Raw genomic sequence first — 24,134 nt, 5'->3', positions numbered from 1 at the left:
CGTCATTCTCCCGAATCTTCGACGCAGATGTATTTGACGCCGGGCGAGGGCTGATCGAGCCCGCCGCCGGGGTTACGGACCATGAAGCCGAGTTTCGACCATTCGGTCACCATTTTGAGGTCGCCGGCGAGCGTCTGCGGAATGCCGCGGGCCCAGTTGCGGAACTGCGGGTTGGGCTGGGCGGGGTAGTAGACCTGCATCGGCCGGTGCGCCGGCCACCACAGCGTCTCCCACACACGCCGTTCGCGCTCCATCAGCGTGTTGCCGACGCTGTCTGGGTAAAGAACGTTCCACTCCTCATAGGTGACGTCGATGGTCTGGGTAGAGCATTCGTTGAAATCGGCCTGCCACGGCAGGCCGCTGAGCTTGGTCAGATCGCCCGGCTGCAGTCCGATGTCGAAATCGCTGCTGAGCGACAGCGGGTCGGAGGCATAGGCGATGTAGCCTTCTTCGCTTAGGGGGGTGTCCCAATTGTTGGCGTTCTCCTGCGCAGCGGTCAGCCCGAACGTATACCATTCGGGGTCGGCCTTGATCCGGTACGGCTCGCGCCAGATTGCCGGATTGCGGATGATCCAGGTCACTTCGCCGCCCGGGCAGAAGGCGCCGCCAAGTCCGTTCGACAGCACGCCCTGGTCGAGGCCGCGTCCGCCCGGCACATTCCAGTCCTTGTAGGGCTGCCACGGGTCGATTGCAGGCGCAAAGCCGGCGTCGACCTCGTCGATGAAGATGCCCGCCGCCCATTGCCGCAGCAGGAACAGCTGCGTGTCGGTCAACCGCAGGAATTTGCTGACGGTCTTGTTGGTGATCGGGTTGTCGCCGGCCAAGAGCGGCATCAGCGGCAGATGATAGGTGCGCGTCGCCGGATTGGCCTCAAGCTGGAACAGGTTTTCCTCGCCGGGTTTACGCAGCAGGTCGAACAGATATTGCCGCGCGGAACGGCCGGGATCGGTGGTGGCGTCCTTGACCGCCGCCGCAAGCGCGCGATCGAACAGCTGGCCGGAGCGATACTCGAACGCCAGCCGCCGCAGCGCCACTCCGATCGGTTCGTCCGGATCGGTGGTGCGGTCAGGTTCGCCCGGCTCCTGGCGTGAAGAAGACCGCGCAAGTTCGAGCATTGATTCCAGTGGCGGTGCGATAGAAGCTGCGATGCGCTCGATCACGCCCGTGACCGCGGCGTCGAAAGCACCGAGTGCCTCGGCATAGGATGGATCGGCCACCCTATCGTTGTCGGCGAAAATCTTTTGCCAGCGCTGGGCATAGGTGCGTGGCATTTCGCCATCGCTGGGCGGGCAGACCGCAGTTGCGAAAGCCGCTGCGGCCACCTTGAGCGTCTCGCCGGCTTCGCCGACCACGGCATCTTTGGCCGCACCCGGCGCCTGGGTGGCGTCGAGCAGCATCAGGCTCGGCTCGACGGCCACCTCGAGTAGGCGGCCGCTGGCCTGATCGTCCCTGGCGAGGCCTTCTTTCGCCGCCAGCCCGCGCGGCGCGACGCGTGGCGGGATGCACAGGCGGTAGGGATCGAACGTGCCCCGGCTCGACTGGTTGTGCGGAAAATTCGATTGCTGCAGGATGTTGGCGAAATAGGAGAATTCGTCGGCGCGGAAAATGATCGGCCAGATGTCGCGCCAAAACCACGGACGATAGGCAGGGTTCCACTCGACCGGTCCGGCCTTCCAGTGCAGCAGGGCCGCGGTGTCGGTCGGGTCGATCTTCTGCGGCGCGTTGAACGTTCCGGCCGTGCCGTACATATCGGTGCGATAGCCGAATTCGCGGATCGACATGTCCTCGACCACGTCTTCCAGCGTGATCATGTCGAGCACTTCCGGCGCGTAGCGCGGATAGCCGACCAGAACCCAGGCCGGATATTCGACGTCGATGTAGCGCAGCTTCTGGACGCGCTCTTCCATCATCACCAGCCGCGCCATCACCGGCCCGTCGGAAATGTCGTCGAACCAGCCATCGCTGTTGGCGTAGGTCTCGATGCGCGGATGGCCGAAGCCGGAGAGGAACGAGCCGCTGTTGCCGTGTCCGCCGAGCACCAGCAGTCGCCCGGCATCGTCGGTCATTATGTCGCCCAGCGTGTCGATGTCGTTGGGCGCCATGCCGGTCGGCGGGAAGGTGACGGCATAGGCCGGATTGGTGGCGCGCCCGAAGCTCGCCTTGCGCCGCTTCTTGCAATCGATGGCCTGCGGGCCGGCGTCGATGACCAGCTTCTGCCGCTCGATCGGATCGGTGATATCGGGGTTGCGCAGCGGCGTGCCGTCGGGGTAGCCGGCTTCGCCGCGCAGTCCGTCGAAGGTAAACCAGGCCGCCTTCTTGTTGGCGAGTTGCACCCGCCACTGGATATCGACCAGCTTGCCTCTGTTGCCGCCGCCCTCGACATGGTCGTCGATCTTCAGCGCAACGCCGTCCGGATTGTCTGCGTCATAGGCGAAAATCTGGAAGCGCGCCGCCTGGCGCTTGATGCGGCCCTTACTGTCCTTGAAATGCTTGATCGGCGCATCGCCCTTGGCGGCATTGCCGTTGGCGTCGCATTCGATCGGCATCTGTGCCGGCTTTTCAGGCGAGATGCAGAAGGCCTCGGGACTGTCGCCGAGCCGGGCAATGCCGACGGCGGGATGGATGCGATAGATCTTGGGGTCGGCCATTTGATTTTCCCTCGGGTGCCAGTGCCGGCCGTGTTGTCTTGGTCAGTCGAGAAAGTTGAGCGAGACCCCGTCGAGCCGCAGCAGTTCGCGATCTTCCTCGTAGGAAGCGCCGATCACCACCAGGCTGACGGTGATCGCCGTGGCGCCGGCCGCGATCATCCGCCGCGCGGCGCGGCTTACGTCGATGCGATGATTGCGCGGCGTGTTCATGGAGCGCTCGCGCAGGTCGAACTTGCGGTTTTCCGCTGGCGGCACTTCGCAATGCCCAGGCCCGCCATAACATTCGCCATGGCCGAACACGGCGGCGTAGCCGGCATAGCCCGGCACGTTGAGCGGCGTCGAGGCATCGGCATCCGGTGTGTTGAGGAACACGCGGATGAAACAGGAGCGCGGCAGTTGCGGCACGCGGTGCAGCCGGACTTCCGCCGAACGGAAGCTCTTGGTCGCGTCGGGCACGGTGATCGGCGCCGAGACGAAGCGTCCGACCGGGCTGGTCAGCCCGACCGGCATCAGGCATCCGCCGCGCACATATTCATAGCCGAAGCGGTTCATGTCGAGCGTATCGCGCACGGCGTAGCTCCACGGCGTCAGCGCCGAATCGAGATCGGCCGGCAGGCCGTCGGGATGCTCCTGCTGCCAGCGCCACCACAGCCGGTCGATGTTGGCATGCACCGGCCAGAAGATCGGGTCGTAGGATGCCGTCAGGTTGGAGAACATGTCGCCGAACTGCGGCTCGGAATAGAGATCGTCGCGCTGGTGGAACTTGCGGCCAGCTACGCGCACCGCGCTGTTGCGGTCGGTTGGCGCGTCGGTCTTGAAGGCCGGGTTCATGCCGCCGGTCCAGATGTGCATGGTGTTGTGCGGGTTCTGGTCGAGGAAGCCGAAACTGTCGACATAGAGGCTGCCGCCGCCGAAGTCGCGGAAGGTGCGCAGCGACAGGATCTCGTCAATGTCCTCCTGCGCCGGGTAGTGGTAGTGGATGACGCTGTTGATGGTGCCTTTGCCGAACTGGCTGGAATAGCGCAGTGGGTACCACAGCGAATTGGCGTCGAGCAGCGCATCGATCAGCCGCTTGCGGTTTTCGCCGGTCACATAGTCCTTGCCGCAGGCCTTGCTGACCGCGTCATAGATCTCAGTCGGATTGGCCCAGAGCTGGCCGACCAGCGTGTCGATCTTGGCCGGGAAACCGTGATCGCGCAGGAAGCGCGCCGAGTCTTCGGTTAGGAAGCCTTTGAACGCATCGGGAAGGATCGCGCCATTGGCCGGATCTTCCGGCTTGTAACGTGAGGCCGGGAAATCCCACCACGGCATGGTCACGTCGGGGCAGAAATCCTGCAAGGCCTGCTCGAATTCATAGAGATACACGCGATGCCACGGCAGGAAGCGCTCCCAGCCATGCTGGCAGTGGTTCTGGTGGATCAGCGCCAGATTGTTGTAGCTGCGCTTGTCACCGACCCATTTGTTGAGCTTGTAGAGCTCGCGAAAGGCGTAGCGCAGCCGCTCTTTCTGTCCGTTGTCGAGAACATCGACATCCATGCGTTGGCGCAATTCGCCCTTGGCGTAGCGCCACGCCGCCGGATCGGAGGCCGGGCCGAAGATCGGACCGGGAAGCCCCTTCACCTCGACGCGGGCTTCCGTCGCCACGCTGACTTCGCCGGCGAGTGCGACCGTTTCGATTAGCTCGCCGGGGCAGCCTTCCTCGATCCAGGTTTCGATACGGTCGATGTCGTCATCGGCGACAGCTTTGCCGCCCCAGGGCAGGCGAGGGAACTGCTTGCCGTCGAAGGGCGGCAGTCCGCGCAGACCGCGGATCAGCGCCGAGCGCGCGCCGCGGCCTTTGGCGTCGCTGGTGCCGCAGCACGTCGTGGTGAGCGGCGCGATCAGCGGCATGCCTTGCAGCTGCAGCGTCAGGAAGTCCGGCAGCGTCAGTCCCGTCAGRCTGCCTGGCCCCTCATTGCCGCCGGCAGCCGTGAGGATCGCCTCGACGTCGCTCCAGGTGAACGGCGCCTCAGGCATTGGCTGTGCCTTACTTGTGGGCATCGTGACCACCCATTTCCATCTGCTCGTTCATCCCCTGCATCTGCATGGCGCCGCTCTGCGTGGTGTCCTGCGTGGTGTCGCCCACCTGGTCGGGCAGCACGACGGCGACGTTCTGCATCATGCCCTGGTCCTCATGATCGAGGATGTGGCAGTGGAGCACATACTCGCCGATATAGCGCTCGTAGCGGGTGCGCAGTGTGATCGTGTAGATGCCGGAGAAGCCGGCGGGCAGCGATTGCGGGATCAGGCTCTTGATCCACAGCGTGTCCTTCCACACGCCCTTCAGTCCGGGATATTGCGGATCGTAAGGCGCCCCGCCGGCATCGTCGATCGCACCCGGCGCGCTTACATCCTTGCCGTTGGGATCGATGATCGAGACGATCTGGAACGGGTTGACGTGGATATGGAACGGATGGCTGACGAAATGCGATTGCAGCGTCCACACCTGCGCCTTGCCGAGCGGCAGTGAGCGGTCGATGCGGGTCGGGTCATAGGGCTTCACATCGGCCGTGTTGAGCGTGTTGCCAACCTCGAACTTCACGTCCGGCCCTGATGTGTCGATGAAGAAGGTCAGTTCCTGCGTGCCGTTGCCCTTCACTTCCTCGTCGGTAACGTCGGGATGCGGCGTGAAGCTGGTGAACTTCGTGCCATCCTTGAGATCAGCGATCACCGTCGCCTTGACATCGGCCGGCATATTGGCCTCGGCCAGCGCAACCAGCTTCTGGTTGATGTAGGTTTCGACATTGTCGACCGGCTTGCCCGGCGCAACGTCGACAAGGCCGAGCAGCTGCGGCCCGACATCGAGCGCGTTCACCGAGCCCGATTTGGGCGCCGAGGAATCGATCACGCAGTAGCGTCCGGCTTCCGGAAATACCACCAGCGCATCGAAGCGATAGCCGGGCTGGAGCGTGGCAAGCTTGGTCGGATGCGCGGCCGCCATCGTCAGTCCGTCGGCCGCGACCAGTTCATAAGGCACGGGCTTGGTATCGCACGTGTCCTTGATGAAAGCGGCCGTGGTGTCGGCCCTGAGCAGCGTTTTCACCCCGGGCTTCAGCTTGCCGTCCAGCACCTTGAAAAACTGCAGGCTGATCGTGTCGCGCACGCCGGCATGGATCATGCGCCAGCGCTCGACCTGGCCCTGCGTCGCCTTCATTGCATCGTTGGGATCGAACACCTTGCCGTTGAGCGAGGTGTAGCGACCGGATGCCGGCCATGTGCCGGGGCCGAACTGGTCGTAGGCCTCGATGCCGCCGACATCGCCGGGGTCGCAGATATAGCGGCCGTTGATATCCTGCTTGATCGGACCGAGTTCGCCGGGCTTGGCCGCAGGCCCGCGGCAGGCATACTGGATCTGCTGCATCACCAGCACGCGTTCAGGGATCGCCGAGGTCGGGATCAGCGTGTCGATATCGCCATGCGCTGTCGGCGTCGGGAAGCGGTTGCCGCGGATGATCAGCGCGCCGGCCATGCCGCTCGACACCTGCAGCGCCGTCGAGCCGTGGCGATGCGTGTGATACCAGAAGGTGCCGGAGGGGTGGTCTGACGGGATGTTGTACTCGTAGGTGAACTTGGTCTGCGGATTGATCGACAGCAGCACGTTGTCGCTGTTGCCGGTCGGGCTCACCCACAGCCCGTGCGTGTGCAGATTGGTGCCGTTGAAGCAGTGCGGAATGTCGGGCATCTGGCCGCCGGGCATGCAGCCGGGATCGCCGGGCTGCGGCCCCGCCGGCAGCTGGTTGTCGAGCGTGATGCGCACCGTGTCGCCCGGAACCGCTTCGATCGTGGGCGAGACATAGGGCGCGCTGGGATCGACGCCGTTGCCGGTGTAGCCGCGCAGATGCACCTTGTCGTAGCCGCCGGTGGACGGATTGTAGATCTGGTTGTCGATATACTGGATCTTGAGATCGAGCAGGCGATCGCCACGCGCCGGCGCCGTATTGCCGGGCAGGGGCGCGGGGGCTTCCTCGGTCAGAATAGGCTTGGCAACCGCCGCGCGTTCATCCTGCAACACCGGCGGATTGAGGATCTCGGCTGCCGCGGGCAGCGCCGCGATCGAACCCAGGCTTCCGCCGAAAATACACGCGAAAATCCGCGCACGCGCCATCCATCCACCACACGACATGGGGTCCTCCGCCACTTGGTTCTAGATTGCGTCCGGGAAGCATAGTGCGACAGGTCAGGAAGTATGTCCAGATTGCCAAGTTGTCAAAATCAAATTTACTTTCAAAAACACTGTAGGAGTGAGTTTGGCGCCTCGTTTATACGGCTAACCGTCGATTCGTCGTAAAATCGGTCAATTTTTAACAAGTTTATAAGCGGCTGATGATCTTGGGAGACTGACGCGACTGCCGGTTGATCTCAGCCTGCAAACATTTCCCGGCTTTGAGCCGCGAGCGGCGTCACATCGGCTCCAGTGTCACCGTCGGGGGGGCTATCATCATCTTGTCGCTCTTGCTCGCCACACTGCCACTGCCGAAATAGGCGACGTACACAATGGCGGTCCCCCAGTTGAAGTTGAATGAATAGCTGTTGCCGCCGGCTGTCGCGTAATAGCCCTCCGGCGCCGGCGTGACCGTGCCGGGTCCGGTGTCGCCACAGGGCGAATTCAGCGCGATCGCGTAGGCGTTGTTGCCGCTCTTGTCCTGTGGTCCGCCGATGAAGGCGAAAAGGCACAGCCCCGACGAATTTGCCTGGAAGCCGAGCTGCATCCATTGCGGCACGGTGATCGCCTTCAACGTGCCGTAGACGGCGACCGCGACCGGCTCGCCGGTAATAGGCAGGGTCGCCGGCGTCGCCCCATATCCCGGACCGTAGGCAGCGATCCAGATCGGCGTGCCGGCGACTGCGCTGATGTTGGTGAGGGTGAGGTTGCTGCCTTGCCAATTGTTGATCACCACCATCGGCTGCATGAGAAGTGCAGGTGCCCGCAGGAACTGCGGCTGGCTGCCACCACTGGTCAGCGACAGCCTGCCGTCATTGTTGAACTGCGATGTGTTCTGGTACGCCAGGATCATCGATCCATTCGAGGTCGGCGACATAGTCGCGCTGTCGCGAAAGGCAAGCGTCAGCGGCGAGCCATTCCAGTTGGTCTCCACGAGGGACTGGCCCAGAATATTGAAATCCGAAGGCGGCATGGTTTCCGTCTGACCTGCTGTGCCGCAAGTCTACAGCGATTGCAGCAAAACCGTAACGGGCGCCGCTGTCTGCGGCGAGAGATTGACGACATAGACGACCGCCGCTCCCCAGTTGAAGGGCAGTGTGTATTTGTTGCCGCCGGTCGTGGCATAAAAGCCGGCCGGCGGCGCGGGCAAGGGAGGCGGGCCGGTATCGCCGCCGGGCGCGTTGAGCGCGATCACATAGGCATTGTTGCCGGACTGGTCCTGCGGGCCGCCGACGACCGCGACGACCTCCAGGTTGCTGGTGCTGGAGGAGAACTCGAGCTGCATCCAGTTCGGCGTCGTCGTTCCTTGCACAGCCTGACGCATCGCCAACTGCACCGGCGTGCCGATGGTCAAGGCGCCCGGTTGCATGCCGGGTATGCCGGGGCCGTAAGCTTGGACCAGGATCGGGGTCGCGGCATTGGTGCTGACATTGGTGATGTTCAAATTGTTGGCCTGCCAGTTTGCCGTGAGCACGCTGATCATGCGCGCCAGCGCCGGAACCGGAAGGAATATCGGGTCGCTGCCGCCCGAAGTGACGGCAAGCTTGCCGGCATTGTTTTGCTGCGCCTGGTTGAAATAGCCGAGAATGAGCGAGCCGTTCGGCGTCTGCGGCATGCTCACGCTGGCGCGATATGCCAGCGTCTGGGGCTGGCCGTTCCAGGCAGCATTCACCGTGCCCGTCGCGATGTGGTCGCTCATGTCGGTCGTCCCCCTTTTCGCTGCCTCTTTGTCGGAGCACGATCTTTCCCAAAAACCGGTAGCCACTTTTTGGGATCATGCTCTTGTGCGGGAGCCGGCGGCCTGAGTCGCCGGCTCCCGCATTTCGATCACAGGGACAACAGTTCCGCCGTCAGCGACGACGCCGTCGAAGGCGACATGTTCGCCACATAGACAACCGAGGAACCCCAGTTGAATTCGAACGAGTAGTTGTTGCCGCCCGCCGTCGCGTAATAGCCCTGCGGCGCCGGCGAGCTGGTGCCGGGACCGGTGTTGCCGGCCGGCGAGTTCAGCGCGATGGCGTAGGCGTTGTTGCCGCTCGGATCCTGCGGGCCGCCGACCACGGCAACGATGATCAACTGGCCGGTGTTGGTACCCAGCGTCAGCTGCATCCAGTTCGGGGTCGACGTTCCCTGCGCGATGCCGCCTGGCTTCAGCGTCAATGCCGTGTTGATGGCAAGCGCCACCGGCTTCTGGCCCGGCAGTCCGGGACCGAACGCCTCGATCCAGATCGGCGTCGCGGCCGCGACGCTGACGTTGGTGACGTTGAGGTTGTTGGCCTGCCAGTTGTTGACCAGGATGCTGGGCTGCGACAGCAGCGCCGGCGCGACCAGGAACTGCGGCTGCGAACCGCCGGAGGTCAGCGCCAGCTTGCCGGCATTGTTAAGCGAAGCAGTGTTCTGATAGGCCAGGATCATCGATCCGTTGGTCGTCTGCGGCATGGTCGCGCTTTCGCGGTAGGCCAGCGTGGTCGGCGAGCCATCCCAGTTCGCGTTGGACTGGTTGACGCCGAGAATCTCGTATTTTGGGGCCGTTGCCATGATTTACCCTCGCGGTTTGCGGTTTCAAAACTGTCGTTCCTGCATACGTGTTGCAGAGCGGCGGATCTGCAGGTGGAAGTGCACCGTCGCTCTGTCGGTTTGTCTCAACATTGGATCGCCAGACCGGTTGACGGTCTGGCCCAAACTCTGGTTTCGAAACGTTTCCTCCTTCCAGTCATGTCTTGCGTGACTCCGCCGCCAGTGCCCGCCGCAAGGCGGTCAGCTGGCATCGATGTCCGTCAGCTTCAGTTGCAGATTGCTGAAGCGCAGCACCGGCGTGTTGACGCCGCTGAGAGCCGCGTAAAGCGTGATGTCGAAGACGAGCCTGGCGCCCGCCGGCTCGGCATTGGCGCCGAAGACGACCTCGCCGGAAGCCCAGTCGGCGATCGCCTGGGCAAACAGCGCCGCGAAATCGCCGAGCTCCGCCGTCTGCTGCCCGTCGATCTCGAAGGACCGTGCCAGCACGATCGGAACCAGCGGGCTGATCGAGGCACTGTCGAAAGCGCCGCCGGCAACGGAAGGGAAGGGGAACTGATAAGAGCAGGCGATTTTGACCCGCCTTGTCGTTCCGGAGCTGACATTGGCCGCCGCATGCGCGCCGAGCAGCGACTTTGACTGTCCGGGATCTGCCAGCAGATCGGCCATGACGGTGTAGATGCGCTGGCAAAGGCTCGATGGCGATGACGGACAGGCCGTACCCGATCCTTGGCCGGGCAATGTCGTCACATCGATCGCCGTCGCATTGTCGATGAACGGTGTCACCGGCTGGCTCGGCCGCACCTGCGGCGTCTTGTAGACGAACTCGGGCACCACTTGCCACGCCGTGTTGTCGGCGGACTCAAGTGTGATCAGGTTGCGCTCGATCTGCACCGACGCCAGCGCATTCTCGGCCGCCAGCACATTGAGCGCATCGACCTCGATCGTGTGCGCGACGCCGAAATTGCCGGACGGGGCATTGTCGACTTCGACTTGCAGGCCATCCGTCGGCGGCGGCTGCACTGCATGCTGGTTCGGATATGGCGTCAGGTTCGACGGGTCGAGAGCGGTGACGGTCAGCGCGACATTGGCGAAGCTCGATTCACCTTGTGCCGCGGCCCACTGCAGATCGATCAGCCGTGTCGTGCCATCCGGCTGCAGCGTGTCGGTGACGACATAATTGTCGGTCACGTTGACCAACCCTTGCGCCAAAAGGCGGCCCGCGCCCCGGTTCCAGTCCGTGTTCGCCGTTACCTCGCCAATGGCCACGGCAAAGGCGGCCACGGCATCGGCCCAGGCCGGGTCGGCCGGGTTGCGCAGCACCGCTCCGATCGCGCCATAGACGGCCGAGGTGCGCGCCAGCGCAGTGAACAGATCGAACGGGCCGTTGGGGCCGGCCGCGCCGAGACGGTTGGGTGGTGGGTTCGACGCAGCACTCAGATCGGTGTTGTAGGTGACGGCGGTGTTGATCTGGTCCTGCGCCACCAGGAAGGCCTGGTAGGTATAGAGGTAGCTCCAGTCGGCGCCGTCGGCGATCGGATTGCCGGAGCCCGATGTCGGCGTGAAGCCGGACCAGGTCTGGCTGATCAGCGTTGGCGGCGTCGGGTACTGGCGATAGACGACCGGGATATTGGTCAACGCGCCGGCCGGTCCGACATGCGGCACGCCCTGCGGATAGGGATCGACAAGCTGCAGCCAGATCGAGGGACGCGCCTCGTCGGATGAACCCGCCGGCGCCAGGAAGAACTGCAGATTGGTGACGGCAAAGCGCAGGTCGAATGGCACCACGGCGGCAGCGCCGGCATCCGGATCGCCATAGAGGAAGGTGAGCGGGCTGGCACCCGTGCTGACGATGCCGACATGGGCGGTCGACAGCCCGGCATTCTGCTGCGTGGCCGAGAAGGTGCCGGCGCCCGAGCCGCTGGCTGCGGTGGTAATGGTGAAGGTGGTGTCGCCAGTGACGGTGACGGCATAGACGCCATCATCAGGCAATTGCCCGGAGCTCGCCTGGAAGATCATCAACACACGGCTGTCGTCGGTCAGCCCGTGCGGATTGCTGGTCGTCGCCGACAGCGTGGTGCCGCTCCAGCTGTAGCTTCCGGCGAGCACCGCTTCGATCTGGCCGAACAATTCGATGTAGCCATCGGCGGCGGAAGAGACTGTCTGGTTCCAGGTCACGTCATACTGCACGACCGTGTCGACAAAATAGGCCGTCATCAGCGCGGCGCGCATCTGCTGTTCGAAGACATCCTGCGCGACGCCCAGTGCGGCCGTCGTGCCGGTGAAGGGCGATTGCGGACCGAACAGCCAGTCCACCTCATGCTGCGCATATTTCTGCGCCAGCGTTTCGCGACCGAGCGCGATGTTGTGGTAGTCGTCCGAATCGAGTTCGAAGGCCTTGGCTGCGGATGCAGGCGACAGCACTTCGTCGACCGCCTGGAAGAAGCTGCGGTTGAGCTGGTCGAGATCGATATCGATGAACAGCTGCTGCGCCGGCAATGACGGCAGTTTGGGCGACAGCGTCGGCATGGGAACAGTGGCGCTGTTCAGCACATTGTTGAGCGGCTTGGGCGACAGGAAGCGCGGACCGCCGCCGGAAGCCCCGATCGAGATATCGAGCAGCGAGGCAGCCGCCGCCCACAGCGACTGCGAGCCGGCACGTGCGCCGCCCGAACCGTCATGGGCAGCCTTCAAGGCCTTCAGCCGTTTGCGTGCCAAGGCAGTGCTGGATAGCGCTGCGCCCGACTGTTTCTGTTGCGACGATGACGATGCGTCGGTCCCGCTCATGCCGATGGCGAGCTTCTGCGTCGGGAAGGCGCCGGTGAAGTCTGCAGCGAATTGCGACATCGCGCTGGCGCCGGCGGTCGCAGGCACAAATCCGGTTGCGACGTTCTGCGCCGACGGCACCATGACCGTGCCGAACTGATCCTTCAGATAGGGCGAGATCAGGTTGATATCGCGGGCAATGCCGAACAGCACCACGATCTCGAACAGCGGCGGCAAGGCGCCCGGTCCGCTGACAGGCATCGAGATGGTCACCGCGCCGGGGAAGTTCGTGCTCAAGCCCGCCAGCCAGTTCACAAGGTCGGCAACCATGCCGGTAACCTTGGCGGTGTCTGCCGCAGAGACCGGGAAACTGACGAAGCTGGCACCATCGGCCTGCAAGGCGAGGCTGGTCTCGATATAGAACGAGACGCCGGGGCCGGTGATCTGGTCTTCGATGGTGCGGTAATTGGCGAGCGCCGCCGCCCTCTGGTCGGCCGACATGCCGCTGAAGGCTGCCTGGCTCGGCGTCAGCGTGATCGCGACCGTGTTCGCCTGCGCGGCGTTGAACCCGTAGGTCGGCAAGATGCCCGGCCATTGATCGACCGGCACGATCGGGTCGAAATAGAGATTGGTGTCGGGGTAGTTTGCCGGTGTCGGCAACTGGTTGCCGAAGGCGTCGTTGACGAAGAACGACAGCGTGAACTTGTCGTTGATCGAAGCGTAGCGGTTGGGCGTCGGCGACCCGGCATTCTCGGTGGCGACATTGTAGAGCGGTGCGAACACACGGTAGGTGCCGGTGGTCCCGGACTGGTCGGGTTTTTGCGGCTGGATCGGCGCCGACAGATTGCTCAGGCTGAAGCCTGTCGTTGCCTGGATCTGATAGGTGACGAGACTGTAGAGCGCGTTGACCGACGCCTGCGCGTCGCCCGCGGCAGTCAGGGCCATGTGCAAATCGGCATCTGTGGTGATGCCGGAGGCGCGCAACGCTGCAATGACATCGCCGCGCGAATGCGTCGTCGTCGTGGCCAGCAGTCCGGCCTTGGCAAGCGCTGCGGGCGCCTTCAACTGCATGACGCTTTCGGCGCGTGTCAGCTCGACGCCGAACGTGCCGGCGGCAACCTTGACGTAGCGGGCTTCCAGTGAAGGATCGGCGGTCTCGGCATAATAGACGAGGCTGGTCTGGGTGCCGGCGAGCAAGACAGCATTGTAGTAGGGTTGTATGGCAAGCGGCGAACCGTCCTGGTTGGTGCCGCTGCCGGGCTTGTAGGTCACCAGCATCGTCACCTGGGCGACGCCCTTGGCGAAGAGCGCCGTCGGCAGCGAATTGCCTGTTTTGTCGACGAAGCGCAGATAGTAGCCCGATGCATTGGTGACCGTTGCCTGCTGGATGACCTGCAGGAAGCCGTAGCCGCCGTCATCGCCGATCTTGGTGCTGGCGCCGAAGGAGACAGTTGCCGGCACACCGGCCGCGAAGCCCATCAGCGATTGCGGCGGCTGCGACACCGTCGTGGTGTTGGTGCGCAGTGCAAAGACCGCGTTCGGATCGACCACGGCCGAGACGAGGCCGGGCGCACCTGCCGCCGTCTGGAACAGAATCTGGATCGCATCGATCGGTTTGTCGCCAACCTTGAGATCGCCGAGGATTCTGCCCAGCAACGCTTCGTCCGCCTGGCTGGCGCCGGACAGCGCGTAGACGTCGGGCAGCACGCTGCCTTGCGTGGCGCCCGGTATTTGCTTGACCGTCAGCGTGATGCTGGTGGCGAAGGTAATGTCGCTGGCAGGCAGCGGCGTGCCATCCGGCAGGTAGGCGCCTTGCGCCTGGCGCGATTTCACCAGCACGGGAATGGCGGATGCGCCTTCGTTTGCCTGCAACTTCACCAGGCTGGGCGCGAACGGCCGCAGGCTGAGCGGCGCAGCACTTGGCGGCGTCCAGGCGATGGCATTCTCAAGCGCAAAGGATTGCGGTCCGGTCGACGAAAGCGCAATCGGTGTCGGATTGTTGGGCGCTGTCACGGAGGCTTCGGTCAGGCCAGAATACTTGCTGAGCACGTCCTGGGTGAGCGAGAACGAGGCGTTGACCTTCAGCCAGTCTTGCGTCGCATCGGTGTTGCTCAGTGCGATGGAATATTTGCCGTTGGCGGCAAAGCCGCCGGCGGGGAATTCCTGCCACAACAGCGCAAACAGCGGATTGGTTGTCTTCAGCGCGGTTCCGCCAGGCACGGTAAGGCCGGCGGTGTAGGGCAGGCGCACGCCACCGCGGAACGCGCTCGACATCTGGCCGGCGAGACCCTGGAAGCGGGTCTGCGCGCCGGGTGTGGGGGCGGCAACCGCCGCCGTGAACAGCTTGTCGAGCGGCGACGAGGTCAGCCCGGCATTCTGCATCGTCACCAGCAGCTCGTGCACCGCGCCACGGATCAGCCCCTTGAAGTAGTCGAGGAAAATCTCCTGCGACAGCGGTGTCGTGCTGCCGGTCGTGTTAGCGGAGCCTGCGTTGGAAATCTGGTTGACGAACAGCTGGTTGAAATAGGCGTCGACCGTCTGCAGATAGGTGTCCGAGACCGGGTTATTCGACTGGAATTGATAGGCAAACTCCTGTGCATTGCCATTGCCGTCCGTCCGCCCCGTGGTGGCAAGGCTGAGGAAGGGCGGCATCGGAAACACGCTGGCCTTGGTCGGGCCGGTCGGCACCGAAAGCGTGGCGCTGAAATTGGCGAGCTGGCTGAGCACCGTCGGGTAGTCGAGCCAGCCAGTCAGAGCGTCCGGATCGCTGTCTATGTCCTTCAAGCCGAGGACGCCGCTGCCCGGATCGAAGTCGAGCTGGACGACGGAATTATAGGCCGGCAGGTTCAGCGCGTGCATGAGCGCGAAAGTGGCGAGCTGCGTCGTCACCGCCTCGAACGGCTTGAAGTCGGCATAGGTCGGGTTCTGCGACGGGTTGTCGTCATATTGTATGCCGAGCGAGGTCACGACCCACGGCGCGCCCTTGCTGGTCGCGTCGGGGAACACCACCGTCAGTTCCGGCAGGAACAGGATCGGAAGGTCCTTGGGCAGGCCGGGGCAGAGGCCGACATTGGGTGCAACATTGGCGAGCAAGCGCTGTCTTAGCCGCGCAAAGCCTTCGATCTGGGCTTGCTGCGAGGAACCGGCGAGCTGCCATTCGAAACGGAACGAGGCATTGAAGGAGAAGCTGATGGTGATGGTGAAAAAGAAGAGGTTGATCTCCACCTTCACGCTGACGCTGACCGAGGCCTCGATGTAGAGCAGGATCGACCCGGTGCCGCCGCCCTGAACGTTTGGCGGCTCCAGCGCCAGGATGATGCCGATCGAGGCTTCGAGCCGGACGTTGACGCTGGCCTTGATGATGACGAAGTCGAGCGAGCCGTACAGCTCGCCGATGATGCCGAACTGGCCCTGCAGCGACAGTGCGTCGGGTTTCTTGGCGAGGTCGCCGCCGCCTGATGTGAGATAGCCGGCGGCACCCTGGATGATGCCGAAGAAGGTGATGCTCACGCCCGCCTTGAGCGGCCCGGCGGTGAAGTCCTTGCCGACGCCCAGCCGTGCGGCAAAGCCGAAGGCGAGGATGCTCTGATAGGTGCCCTTGAAGACGTCGGGATCGGTGGCCGAGCTCAGGCTCGCTATGTAGAAGCCACCCGAGCCGGTCACTGGAATAGGTCCGGCCTGCGCCTGCACCTGGAAGCAGACACTCCAATTGTCGCCGTCGGGGAAGCCGAGATCGACCTTCCAGTTGCCATTGGTGTAGACGTCGACGCTCAGCGTCGGCAACGTCAGCGAAGCGACTCCGACCTGGAAGGTGCGCAAACTGTCCGGCAGGCTGAAGACAGCGGCGAACTTGCCGATCGTGTCGGAGATCTTGGTGTAGACGATCTCGAATTCCGCGCCTTTGCCGGCACCACCGGTCAATTTGAGCAGCAGAGCGTAGAAGGGGGTCACGTCGTAGAAGACGAAGCCGACTTCCAGCACCTTCAGCAGCGTGAAGTCGGTGACGATGATCCACTTGCCGTCTGGATGGTAGATGTCGGAGAACTTCTTGTCCTTCAGCTTGTCCCAGAAGTCGCCCTGCATGAATTTCAGGAAGGCATCGAAATTGGCCGGTGGCTTGGTCGGGTCGGGACCGACCCGCTGGCCGACGCCGAGATAGGTCAGTTCGAACACATCGCTGACCGCGCCGAGCCTGCCCGGCACAAGCGCTGCCCGTTCTTCCTGCTCATCGCCGCCGCCACCGCCGCCGTCCTTGCCCAGATTGTAGGCGCCGATCCAGCCGATCTGGTCGGCGCCCTCGGTGGGCGCGAACAGGCCGATGCTGATCGTGCCGTCCGGCGGCAGCCGCTGGCCCAATATCTCGATGAAGCAATTGTGCATGCCGAGCACCAGCATCTGGGGCTCTGCGTCGGTGGCGTATTCGAGATTGAACTGCTCGATCGAGATGGTGAGCACACCCTCGATCTTGATCTCCAGCTTGCCGTCGACTTGCGGCAGCTGGATGCCGAAGGCCAGACCGCCGCCATCTTCCGGGCTCAGCCAGCCGATCAGCACGCTGAATTTGAAGGCCGAGAGCGAGCCGACCAGCCCGCCCATCGAGCCGAGATCGAGGTCGAAGATCAGCGCATAGTTGAACTTGTCCTGCAGCGTGATGCCGTTTTCCGCCAAGCCCGGCAACGAACCCAGCGAATAGTAATTCAGGCTCTCGATCGTCTCGTCGGCCTCGCCCGAATAGAGGAATGATTTCAGCTTGAACGGGATCAGGTCGAGAAGGCTGGCTGCGCCGCTTCGCTTCTCCGTCGCGCCGAGATCGAGCCTGAGGTCGCCCGCCGAAAAGCTGAGCGACGGCGTGCTCGTCGACGGCTGTCCGCTGGCCGGGATCGTCAGATCGAAGCCGACCTCGATGCCGAGATTGGAGAAGGCCAGCTTCTCGAACGCGAACAGGTCGAGCACCTGGAATTCATTGAACTCGATGTCGCCCCAGATCGCGAAATGTGCGCTGATATGGGTGGTGTTGGCCTTTGGCGGTGTTGCCGCGGTTTCGTCGTCGAACGAAAACTGCAGTTTCGTCAGCGTGATCTGCTTGAGATATTTGTTGTTCGACTTGCCACTGTCGTCGGTGAAATTGAAGACGAATTCGCCTTGGGCGACGAAGGAATAGACGCCCTGTCCCGAGCTTGTATCGTCGCCGCTGGTGCCATGCGCCTGGTAGGAGCCCATGATGGCGATGACGTTGCCACCCTCGCCGGCATTGACATTGCTGGCCGTGCTCTGCTCGGCATCGAGATTGACGCCGGTCTTGAACAGATCGTTGATGGTGAGATTGATCTCGCAGGCAAAGCTGCGCAGCTCGGAATTGGTGAACAGCGCGCGCAGATATTCGACCTCGAACCCGTAATCGATGTCGATATCGGCAGCTGCCGATGACTTGCTCGCCGCCTTCTCGTAGTCGACCAGCGCGAAGGTGGCGCTCTGCGCCAGCGTTGGCACGGTCTGCTTCGGATCGGCGTCGGTGTTGTTGATGGCGATGCCGACATGGTGGACGCGAAAGCCGGCTATGCCGGGATCCGTCATGCCGCCAAGCACGGCGCGCACGGCCGTCGGCAATTGGTCGAGCTGCATGTTGCAGTTGACGGCAAGCACGCCGTTGAAGGTCGGGTCGGTGACGGTCTGGTAGAACGTCCAGTAGAGCGAGGTGGTGTCGGGCTGCGTCCCGCCATTCGGGAAGACCGAGGCCTTCGCCTCGGCGATCAGCGTCTGCAAGTAAGTCTGCGTCTTGGCGGCGGTGAATGTCTTGTTGAACGTGTCGGGCTGCGACCACAGCCTGGTGTCGGCGACGAGCTGCTCGATTGTCTCGCCGGGATAGAACTTCATCATGAAGATCGGCGGTGTGCCGTCGGGCGCCGAGAGCCCGCCCGACGACAAATCGAATGTCCAGTCGCCGATCTCAAGCTTGTCGTTGGTGAAATCGAACAGCGCCTGTCCGGTGCCGAGCGGATCGGCATTGGCCGGGTTTTCGCTGACCACCGTGAAGATCTGGTTCTGCTGTACGGCCTTTGTGATCGACGGACCCATGGCCTCGAATTCGAGGATGCCGGCCGCGCTCTTCGCCATCTGCAGCCCGGTCCATACCAGCGGTGTGCCGGCAAGTTCGGCCAGCATGCCTTGCGGCGTCATGGCCAACACGCTTGACCCGCCAACAGCGGCCTTTGCTGCGACTTTCGATTTCGGCGTTGGGATAAAATTCGCGGCGCGCCTGGGGTTCAGCGCGCGCGATTCCATATCGAGATAGGCGGCGGCCTTGAGATTGGGATTGGTCGAGAAATCGAGCCCGGCATAGGGCACCAGAGGCACAGCCGGCGCGTTTCCGCTTCCGTTGTCCGTCCATGACGGCACGTGGAAATAGTCGAGGAGATAGACGGTCAGGCCCGAGGCGGGTGCTGCGCCGGCGAGCAGCGCGGCTGAGCTGCCCTTCTGGTTGTAGAGCGGCGCGCGCTCCGGCTGCGACACGTAAGTGCCAGCAGCGGAGACAAGCTGTGCCCATGAGGTCGTCGCGGTGGCATCGAGGAAGGCCGGGTTGGTCGGCGAATCCTGCGCCGGCTGGATTCGGTAGGCCGGCTGGGCGGGTACGAATTGCAGCTTGTCCGGCTTTTGGCCAAGGGCGACGGTTACGAACTCCGTGCCGGTCACGCCGCAAAGCATGTTCACGGTCTCGTCTGTCCCCGCAGCGGATCCATTGACGCCCGTATCGAGCGCTAGGCCGAACTGCCCCGCCGGCGTCAGATAGTAATAGCGCTGCTCGCTCGGCGATTGCTGTGGCCGGCCGGCAAAGACCAGACGGCTCACTGTGGCGATATCGCCGGTGGTTATGGTCTGGAGGGCGAAGGGCTTGCCGTTATCGGTGACGAAGGTGGAACCGAGCAGAGCGTCGGTGAACTGGAAGAAGCTGCGCGTCGCATCGAGTGGGCCAAGCACGTCGAGCGTCACATTGAAGCCGAACGGCGTTGTCGAACCGCCGGCGCCGCGGAAAACCGGATAGCTCAGGGCATTGACCAGTCCGCCATCGACCGGCGGGCTGAAATACATCATGCCGGCTTCGAACTGGGCGAGGTCGGCGGCTGCCAGCTCGAACGCAGCAGTCGCGGTGCCGGCGAGGGGGCCGGTCAGCGCCAGGCTTGCGAATGGAGCTTGCGACTGGAACGTCACCGTCGCGCCGGCGGGCGGGGTCGCCGTCAAGAGCAGCGCGGCTGGCGGCTGGCTGTTGGCGATCTGCAGGCTGTTGGATGCGTCGTCGAACAGCACCGTCGTCGACAGGCCGAACAAATCCGGCTGGACCTGGAACGTCACGCTTTGGCGGAAGGTCAGTGAGAAGGATTCCGCCACGGTCGGCGACGACGTGCCTTGCCCTGTTACCGAGACCAGGACCGGCGCGATGCTCAGCGGATCGGAAAACCAGCCAATTTGCGTGCCGGCATTGGCAACGAAGGCCTTACGGACGTCGGCCGCGAAAGCCGTCCAGTCAGGCCTTGCCGCCGGCGCGAAGAAGGCGAGGTAGCCGAGCTGGGTGGGATCGACCCAGCTCTGCGCGGTCAGATTGAAGGTTGGGTCGGTGCGCGATTGATCCTGGAACAGGAAGGCGACACGGGCGTCGGCCGGGGCATCAGCCAGATAAAGGCCACTCACGGAGCGTTTGAAAGCGATCATCCCCTACCTCCTGGCTGCCTTGCAGTGCTTTTCAGCCGCATCCCGCAGCCGCTTTGAGCGAGGCTGAAGGACTTGCCACGGCGTGTCTTTTACGAAGGCAGGAAGTACAACTGTAAAGAAGAGAAATGAGTTTGTAAAAGACTATATTTGGGGTGGATTTACAATGAAACAAATTTTACGAAAATCGTAACACGGCTAACTGGTGGCGCGGGTTGCGTGCTGTTGTTAAGGGTCGCACCATAGTAATATCGAAGTAAGGAGAATCAATGACTTAGATTGGTCTTTGAAATGGTCTTCGTCGGCCAGAGACCCAAAGCATGCCGCGAGCATGGGGTGCGGGCGACGGCATTGGCCGCGAGGCTGCTCACTCTCGGTCGCCGAAACAGACAGGGTGCAGCGCGCGCTCCGGCGTGGTCACTCCGGCAGGCCGGCCTTGCGGAAGCCGTCGACGAAATGCGCGAGCGTGGCGGTGTCGCGGAATGGCTCGGTCTCGACCCAGTGGCGGGTTGTGAAATGCGGGTTGGCGACGAGGAACATTGCGACCTCGGCGCGCGCCTCGTCGAGCCGGCCGAGCTGGGCAAGGCTCGCCGCCAGGAAGCGGCGCGAGCTTGTGCGATAGGTTTCGTCCCGGCGCAGCGTCTCGACCGCGGCTTCATAGTCGCGCGCCGCATATTGCGCCTGGCCAAGCGTCAGATAGTACCAGCTTGCAGGATACGGGTTCAGGCGGAACGCTTTGCGGATCTGCTCGAGCCCCTCTTCCACTTGCCCGGCCAGGGTCGTGATGTCGGACAGTGTCGCCCAGGCGTCGGCGTCGTTCGGGTCGAGCTCGAACGCCTTGGCAAATTCCGCGTCCGCCTCGTCGAACCTGCGCTCATAGGCAAGCAGGTTGGCAAGCACCCAGTGACAGCCGGCATCGTTGGGATCGATCGCCACGGCCTTGCGCGCCAGGTCCAGGGCGAGGCCGCGGGCAGGATCAACGGGTTCGCCCCAATGCACCCATCCCATCCAGTGGTTCATCGCAAGCCAGCGATAGGCCTCGGCATAGTCCGGATCGAGCGCAACCGCGCGCGTCAGCATCAGATGCGCTTCGCGCGCCGTCTGCGGTGAATCGTCGATCAGTTTTCGCGCCCGCACGCACAGATCATAGGCCTCGAGATTTCTCGGCCGATTGCGCGGCAACGGGGTGCGCAGCCGACCAAGCAGCGCCTCGACGATCTTGGCCGTCACCTCGTCCTGGACGGCAAAGATATCTTCCAGGCCGCGATCGAAGCGGTCTGCCCATAGATGCTCGCCGCTCAGCGCGTCGACCAGCTGGGCGTTGATGCGCACGCGCCCGGCGGCACGTCTGGCGCTGCCCTCCAGGAGATAGCGCACGCCGAGGTCTTCGGCGATTGCGCGCACATCCACCGCCTTGCCCTTGTAGGCAAAGGTCGAGTTGCGCGCGATGACGAACAGGCCGCCGATCCGGGACAGATCGGTGATCAGGTCTTCGGTCAGCCCGTCGGCGAAGGCTTCCTGCTCGGGGTCGTTGCTGAAATTGGCGAAGGGCAGCACGGCGATCGACGGCTTGGCGGGCAGCGGCAAAGCCTGTCGCTTCGCACCAAGCTGTTCGATGGCGCCGGTGAAGCGATAGCCGACGCGCGGAACCGTCGATATCCATTCACCGCCGTTCGCGGCCGGACCCAGCAGCTTGCGCAATTGCGCGATCTGCACCGTGAGGTTGCCTTCCTCGACGGCCGTGCCCGGCCATGCCGCGTCCATCAACTCGGCCTTGGCCAGGATCTCGCCGGGCCGGGCGACCAGCGCCGCCAGCAGTTGCAGTCCGCGGTGGCCGGCGGCGATGGGAACATCGTCCCGAAGGAGCGTTCCCGCACCCGGATCAAGCACAAACGGACCAAAGGCAAAGCGCGATCCTTGCATAGCCGCGCATCTATAACCGGTTTGGAACTTTTGAGAACTATTTGGCGGCGCTTAATTACGGCGCCGCCCGCATGCTGCAGAGTTCAGCCTCCTACCGAGGGTTCTTGACCCACAAACCGAATGGAGGTTGCCATGAACGATACCCTTGCTTCTGCTTCGGCAGCCTGGCCGGAACAGCCCGCTGCGTCATCACGCCGGTATTTGACGAGCCCGCGAAGCATAATCGCGGCTTGGCGTGAGCGGATACGCTTTCGCTGGGACCTGAAGCAGATGGCGGAAGCCAATCCGCATCTGATCGACGATATCGGCCTGACCAGACGCCAGGTCGAGGCAGAGATCGTCAAGCGCTTCTGGCAGGTGTGAGCCGAATGCCGCGCGCTATGACGCCTCGCCGGCATTTGCACTTGCCGAAATTTGCCGATCCTGCTTCGAAGGCTGCATGAGCGCCGAAGACGCGACGTCACCGGGCGAGAGCCGCATCCCATGGGCCGCGATGGCCGCCATCATCGCGACCGTCACGGTGTTCGCCGTGGCGCAGGGGCTGACCTATCCGCTACTCAGCTTCATCCTCGAACGGCAGGGGACGACACCGGGCTTGATCGGCTTCTCGGCGGCGATGACGCCGCTGGGTTTCATTGTCTCGTCGCTCTTCACGCCGGCGCTTGTCCGGCGCGTGGGTGCGGCGCGCTTCGCCGTCCTGTGTTCGATCCTGGCAGCAACCGCCCTGGTCGCGATTGGCTGGACGCAGGACGTCTGGGCCTGGATGCCGCTGCGCTTCCTGCTCGGCTTCTTTGCCAACCCGCTCTATGTGGTCAGCGAAACCTGGCTGGTCTCGATCGCGCCCGCCGCGCGCCGGGGCCGCATCATGGGCCTCTACTCCTCCGTCGTTTCTGCCGGCTTCGGCCTCGGCCCGCTATCGCTCGGCCTGGTCGGCACGCAAGGGTGGCCGCCCTTCCTCATTGGCAGCGTGGCCTTCCTGGTCTGCGGCCTGATCGTGCTTGCGGTGGCGCCGCGCCTGCCCGATATGCCGCGTGAGGGCGAGGCGGTATCGGTCGGCGGCTTCTTCGCCCTGGCGCCGCTGCTTCTGTTCGCGGTTTTCACCGCTGCCGCCTTCGAGCAGGTCCTGCTGTCGCTGTTCGCGGTCTATGGCGCCGCACTCGGTAGCGCCGAACAGCGCATCGCTTCGCTCATCACCTGTTTCATCGCCGGCAATGCGGTGCTGCAGATCGTGCTTGGGCGCGCGGCAGAACGGTTTGGCTCGACGCGGATGATGCTGTTCTGCGTCCTGGCGTGCCTGGCCGGTTGTCTGCTGTTGCCGTTGCTCTTCGATAATTGGCTGATCTGGCCGCTCTTCTTCGTCTGGGGCGGTGTCTCGTTCGGCATCTACACGCTGTCGCTGATCCAACTCGGCGAGCGTTTCACCGGCCAGGCCTTGATCGCCGGCAATGCCGCCTTCGGAATCGTATGGGGCATAGGCGGCATCGTCGGCTCGCCCGTGACCGGGCTGGCAATGCAGCTGACCGGACATCAGGGACTGCCATCGTCGCTTGGCCTGCTGTGCTGTGTGCTGGTGGTGTTTCTGATGGCGCCGAGACGGCGGGTTTGAGCGAGCTCAGGCGTAGGGCGTGCCTGCCATTGCAGCTTTCAGGCCGATGCTGCCCTTGTCGACAAGCGCGAGAAAGGCAGCACTCGCTTGCTCCGTATCGCGCGTCTGACGAAAGGTCTGGTGGGCCTGGATATAGGCCTCGCTCCACGTTGCCAGCAGCAGGGCCGCCGCCAGACGGGCGTCGGGATCGGTGGGGTCCCGCCCGGCGCCTTCGGACAGCGCCACCGTCAGCACCTCTGCGAGCTCATCACGTATCGCTCTCGCCCGAGCCTTGAGAGTTTCGCTGCCTTCGACTGCTTTGATGAAGCCTTGGCTCCTGGCGGAAAACTCGACGGCAGGGCTGCGTTCCGCGACCAGGCGATGCGCGAGCAACTGTAAAGTCTCGATTGGTGAAATGTGGGGATCGCGCTGCCGCAAAGCTTCGCGCAGCATCTCGCGGCCCTCCTCGTCGCGGTCGAAGAGCATGTCCTCCTTGCGGGGGAAGTGATTGAACACCGTCATCCGTCCGACATCGGCGGCCGCCGCGATCTCATCCACCGTCACATTGTCGAAACCCCGCTCGAAGAACAGGAGCGTGGCGGCATTGGAGATGGTTTGCCGCGTGGCGAGGCGCTTGCGGGACCGGAGGTCGGACGGGGTTGACATGGCGTTCCTGGCTGAATATGTACTGAGTACAAGTTTGGATCGAGTATAGTAAGAGCTGAGCCGAAAAGCAAGCTTTCTCCGCCCGATCTGACTGCAGAGACCCATGACGTCAGCGCAAGGCGCGCGTCAT

11 protein-coding genes are annotated in these 24,134 nt (G+C 63.5%); 2 read left to right on the top strand and 9 right to left on the bottom strand.

Annotated features, from left to right (window positions below):
* Positions 1 to 2: 2 nt before the first annotated feature.
* From AC1DYJ_RS29055 to AC1DYJ_RS29020, 8 genes are all read right to left on the bottom strand, one after another.
* Positions 3 to 2,648 (bottom strand): LodA/GoxA family CTQ-dependent oxidase, encoded by a 2,646-nt coding sequence (locus AC1DYJ_RS29055; RefSeq protein ID WP_477287424.1) that lies wholly within the window; start codon positions 2,646 to 2,648, stop codon positions 3 to 5.
* A gap of 42 nt (positions 2,649 to 2,690) precedes the next feature.
* The gene (locus AC1DYJ_RS29050; protein ID WP_477287422.1) at positions 2,691 to 4,664 is read right to left on the bottom strand and encodes a tyrosinase family protein; all 1,974 of its coding nucleotides are present in this window, start codon (positions 4,662 to 4,664) and stop codon (positions 2,691 to 2,693) included.
* Between the two features lie 10 nt (positions 4,665 to 4,674).
* Positions 4,675 to 6,810, bottom strand: a complete 2,136-nt coding sequence (locus AC1DYJ_RS29045; protein WP_477287420.1) for a multicopper oxidase family protein — start codon at positions 6,808 to 6,810, stop codon at positions 4,675 to 4,677.
* A 277-nt stretch (positions 6,811 to 7,087) separates the two neighbouring features.
* Positions 7,088 to 7,822, bottom strand: coding sequence for a hypothetical protein (locus AC1DYJ_RS29040; RefSeq protein WP_477287418.1), 735 nt, complete (start codon positions 7,820 to 7,822; stop codon positions 7,088 to 7,090).
* A 30-nt stretch (positions 7,823 to 7,852) separates the two neighbouring features.
* Complete coding sequence (locus tag AC1DYJ_RS29035; protein ID WP_477287416.1) at positions 7,853 to 8,548, bottom strand: hypothetical protein; 696 nt, start codon at positions 8,546 to 8,548, stop codon at positions 7,853 to 7,855.
* Between the two features lie 128 nt (positions 8,549 to 8,676).
* A complete protein-coding gene (locus tag AC1DYJ_RS29030) occupies positions 8,677 to 9,387 on the bottom strand; it encodes a hypothetical protein (RefSeq protein ID WP_477287415.1) in 711 nt (236 codons plus the stop codon).
* Between the two features lie 219 nt (positions 9,388 to 9,606).
* The gene (locus AC1DYJ_RS29025; RefSeq protein ID WP_477287413.1) at positions 9,607 to 19,833 is read right to left on the bottom strand and encodes a hypothetical protein; all 10,227 of its coding nucleotides are present in this window, start codon (positions 19,831 to 19,833) and stop codon (positions 9,607 to 9,609) included.
* Between the two features lie 414 nt (positions 19,834 to 20,247).
* Positions 20,248 to 21,753, bottom strand: a complete 1,506-nt coding sequence (locus AC1DYJ_RS29020; RefSeq protein WP_477287411.1) for a winged helix-turn-helix domain-containing tetratricopeptide repeat protein — start codon at positions 21,751 to 21,753, stop codon at positions 20,248 to 20,250.
* 132 nt (positions 21,754 to 21,885) lie between these two features.
* On the opposite strand from AC1DYJ_RS29020, the gene AC1DYJ_RS29015 reads away from it, so the two are divergent.
* Together AC1DYJ_RS29015 and AC1DYJ_RS29010 are read left to right on the top strand one after the other, a co-directional pair.
* Positions 21,886 to 22,116 (top strand): DUF1127 domain-containing protein, encoded by a 231-nt coding sequence (locus tag AC1DYJ_RS29015; protein ID WP_477287409.1) that lies wholly within the window; start codon positions 21,886 to 21,888, stop codon positions 22,114 to 22,116.
* Positions 22,117 to 22,192: 76 nt separating this feature from the next.
* Positions 22,193 to 23,359 (top strand): MFS transporter, encoded by a 1,167-nt coding sequence (locus AC1DYJ_RS29010; RefSeq protein WP_477287407.1) that lies wholly within the window; start codon positions 22,193 to 22,195, stop codon positions 23,357 to 23,359.
* A 6-nt stretch (positions 23,360 to 23,365) separates the two neighbouring features.
* Here AC1DYJ_RS29010 and AC1DYJ_RS29005 read toward each other — a convergent pair whose 3' ends face one another.
* Positions 23,366 to 24,004, bottom strand: coding sequence for a TetR/AcrR family transcriptional regulator (locus AC1DYJ_RS29005; RefSeq protein ID WP_477287405.1), 639 nt, complete (start codon positions 24,002 to 24,004; stop codon positions 23,366 to 23,368).
* Positions 24,005 to 24,134 lie beyond the last annotated feature (130 nt).

The organism is Mesorhizobium sp. P2_B11 (assembly GCF_056404855.1).
Note: the sequence above shows the minus strand (reverse complement) of the source record. Positions and strands in the feature narration are given on the sequence as shown.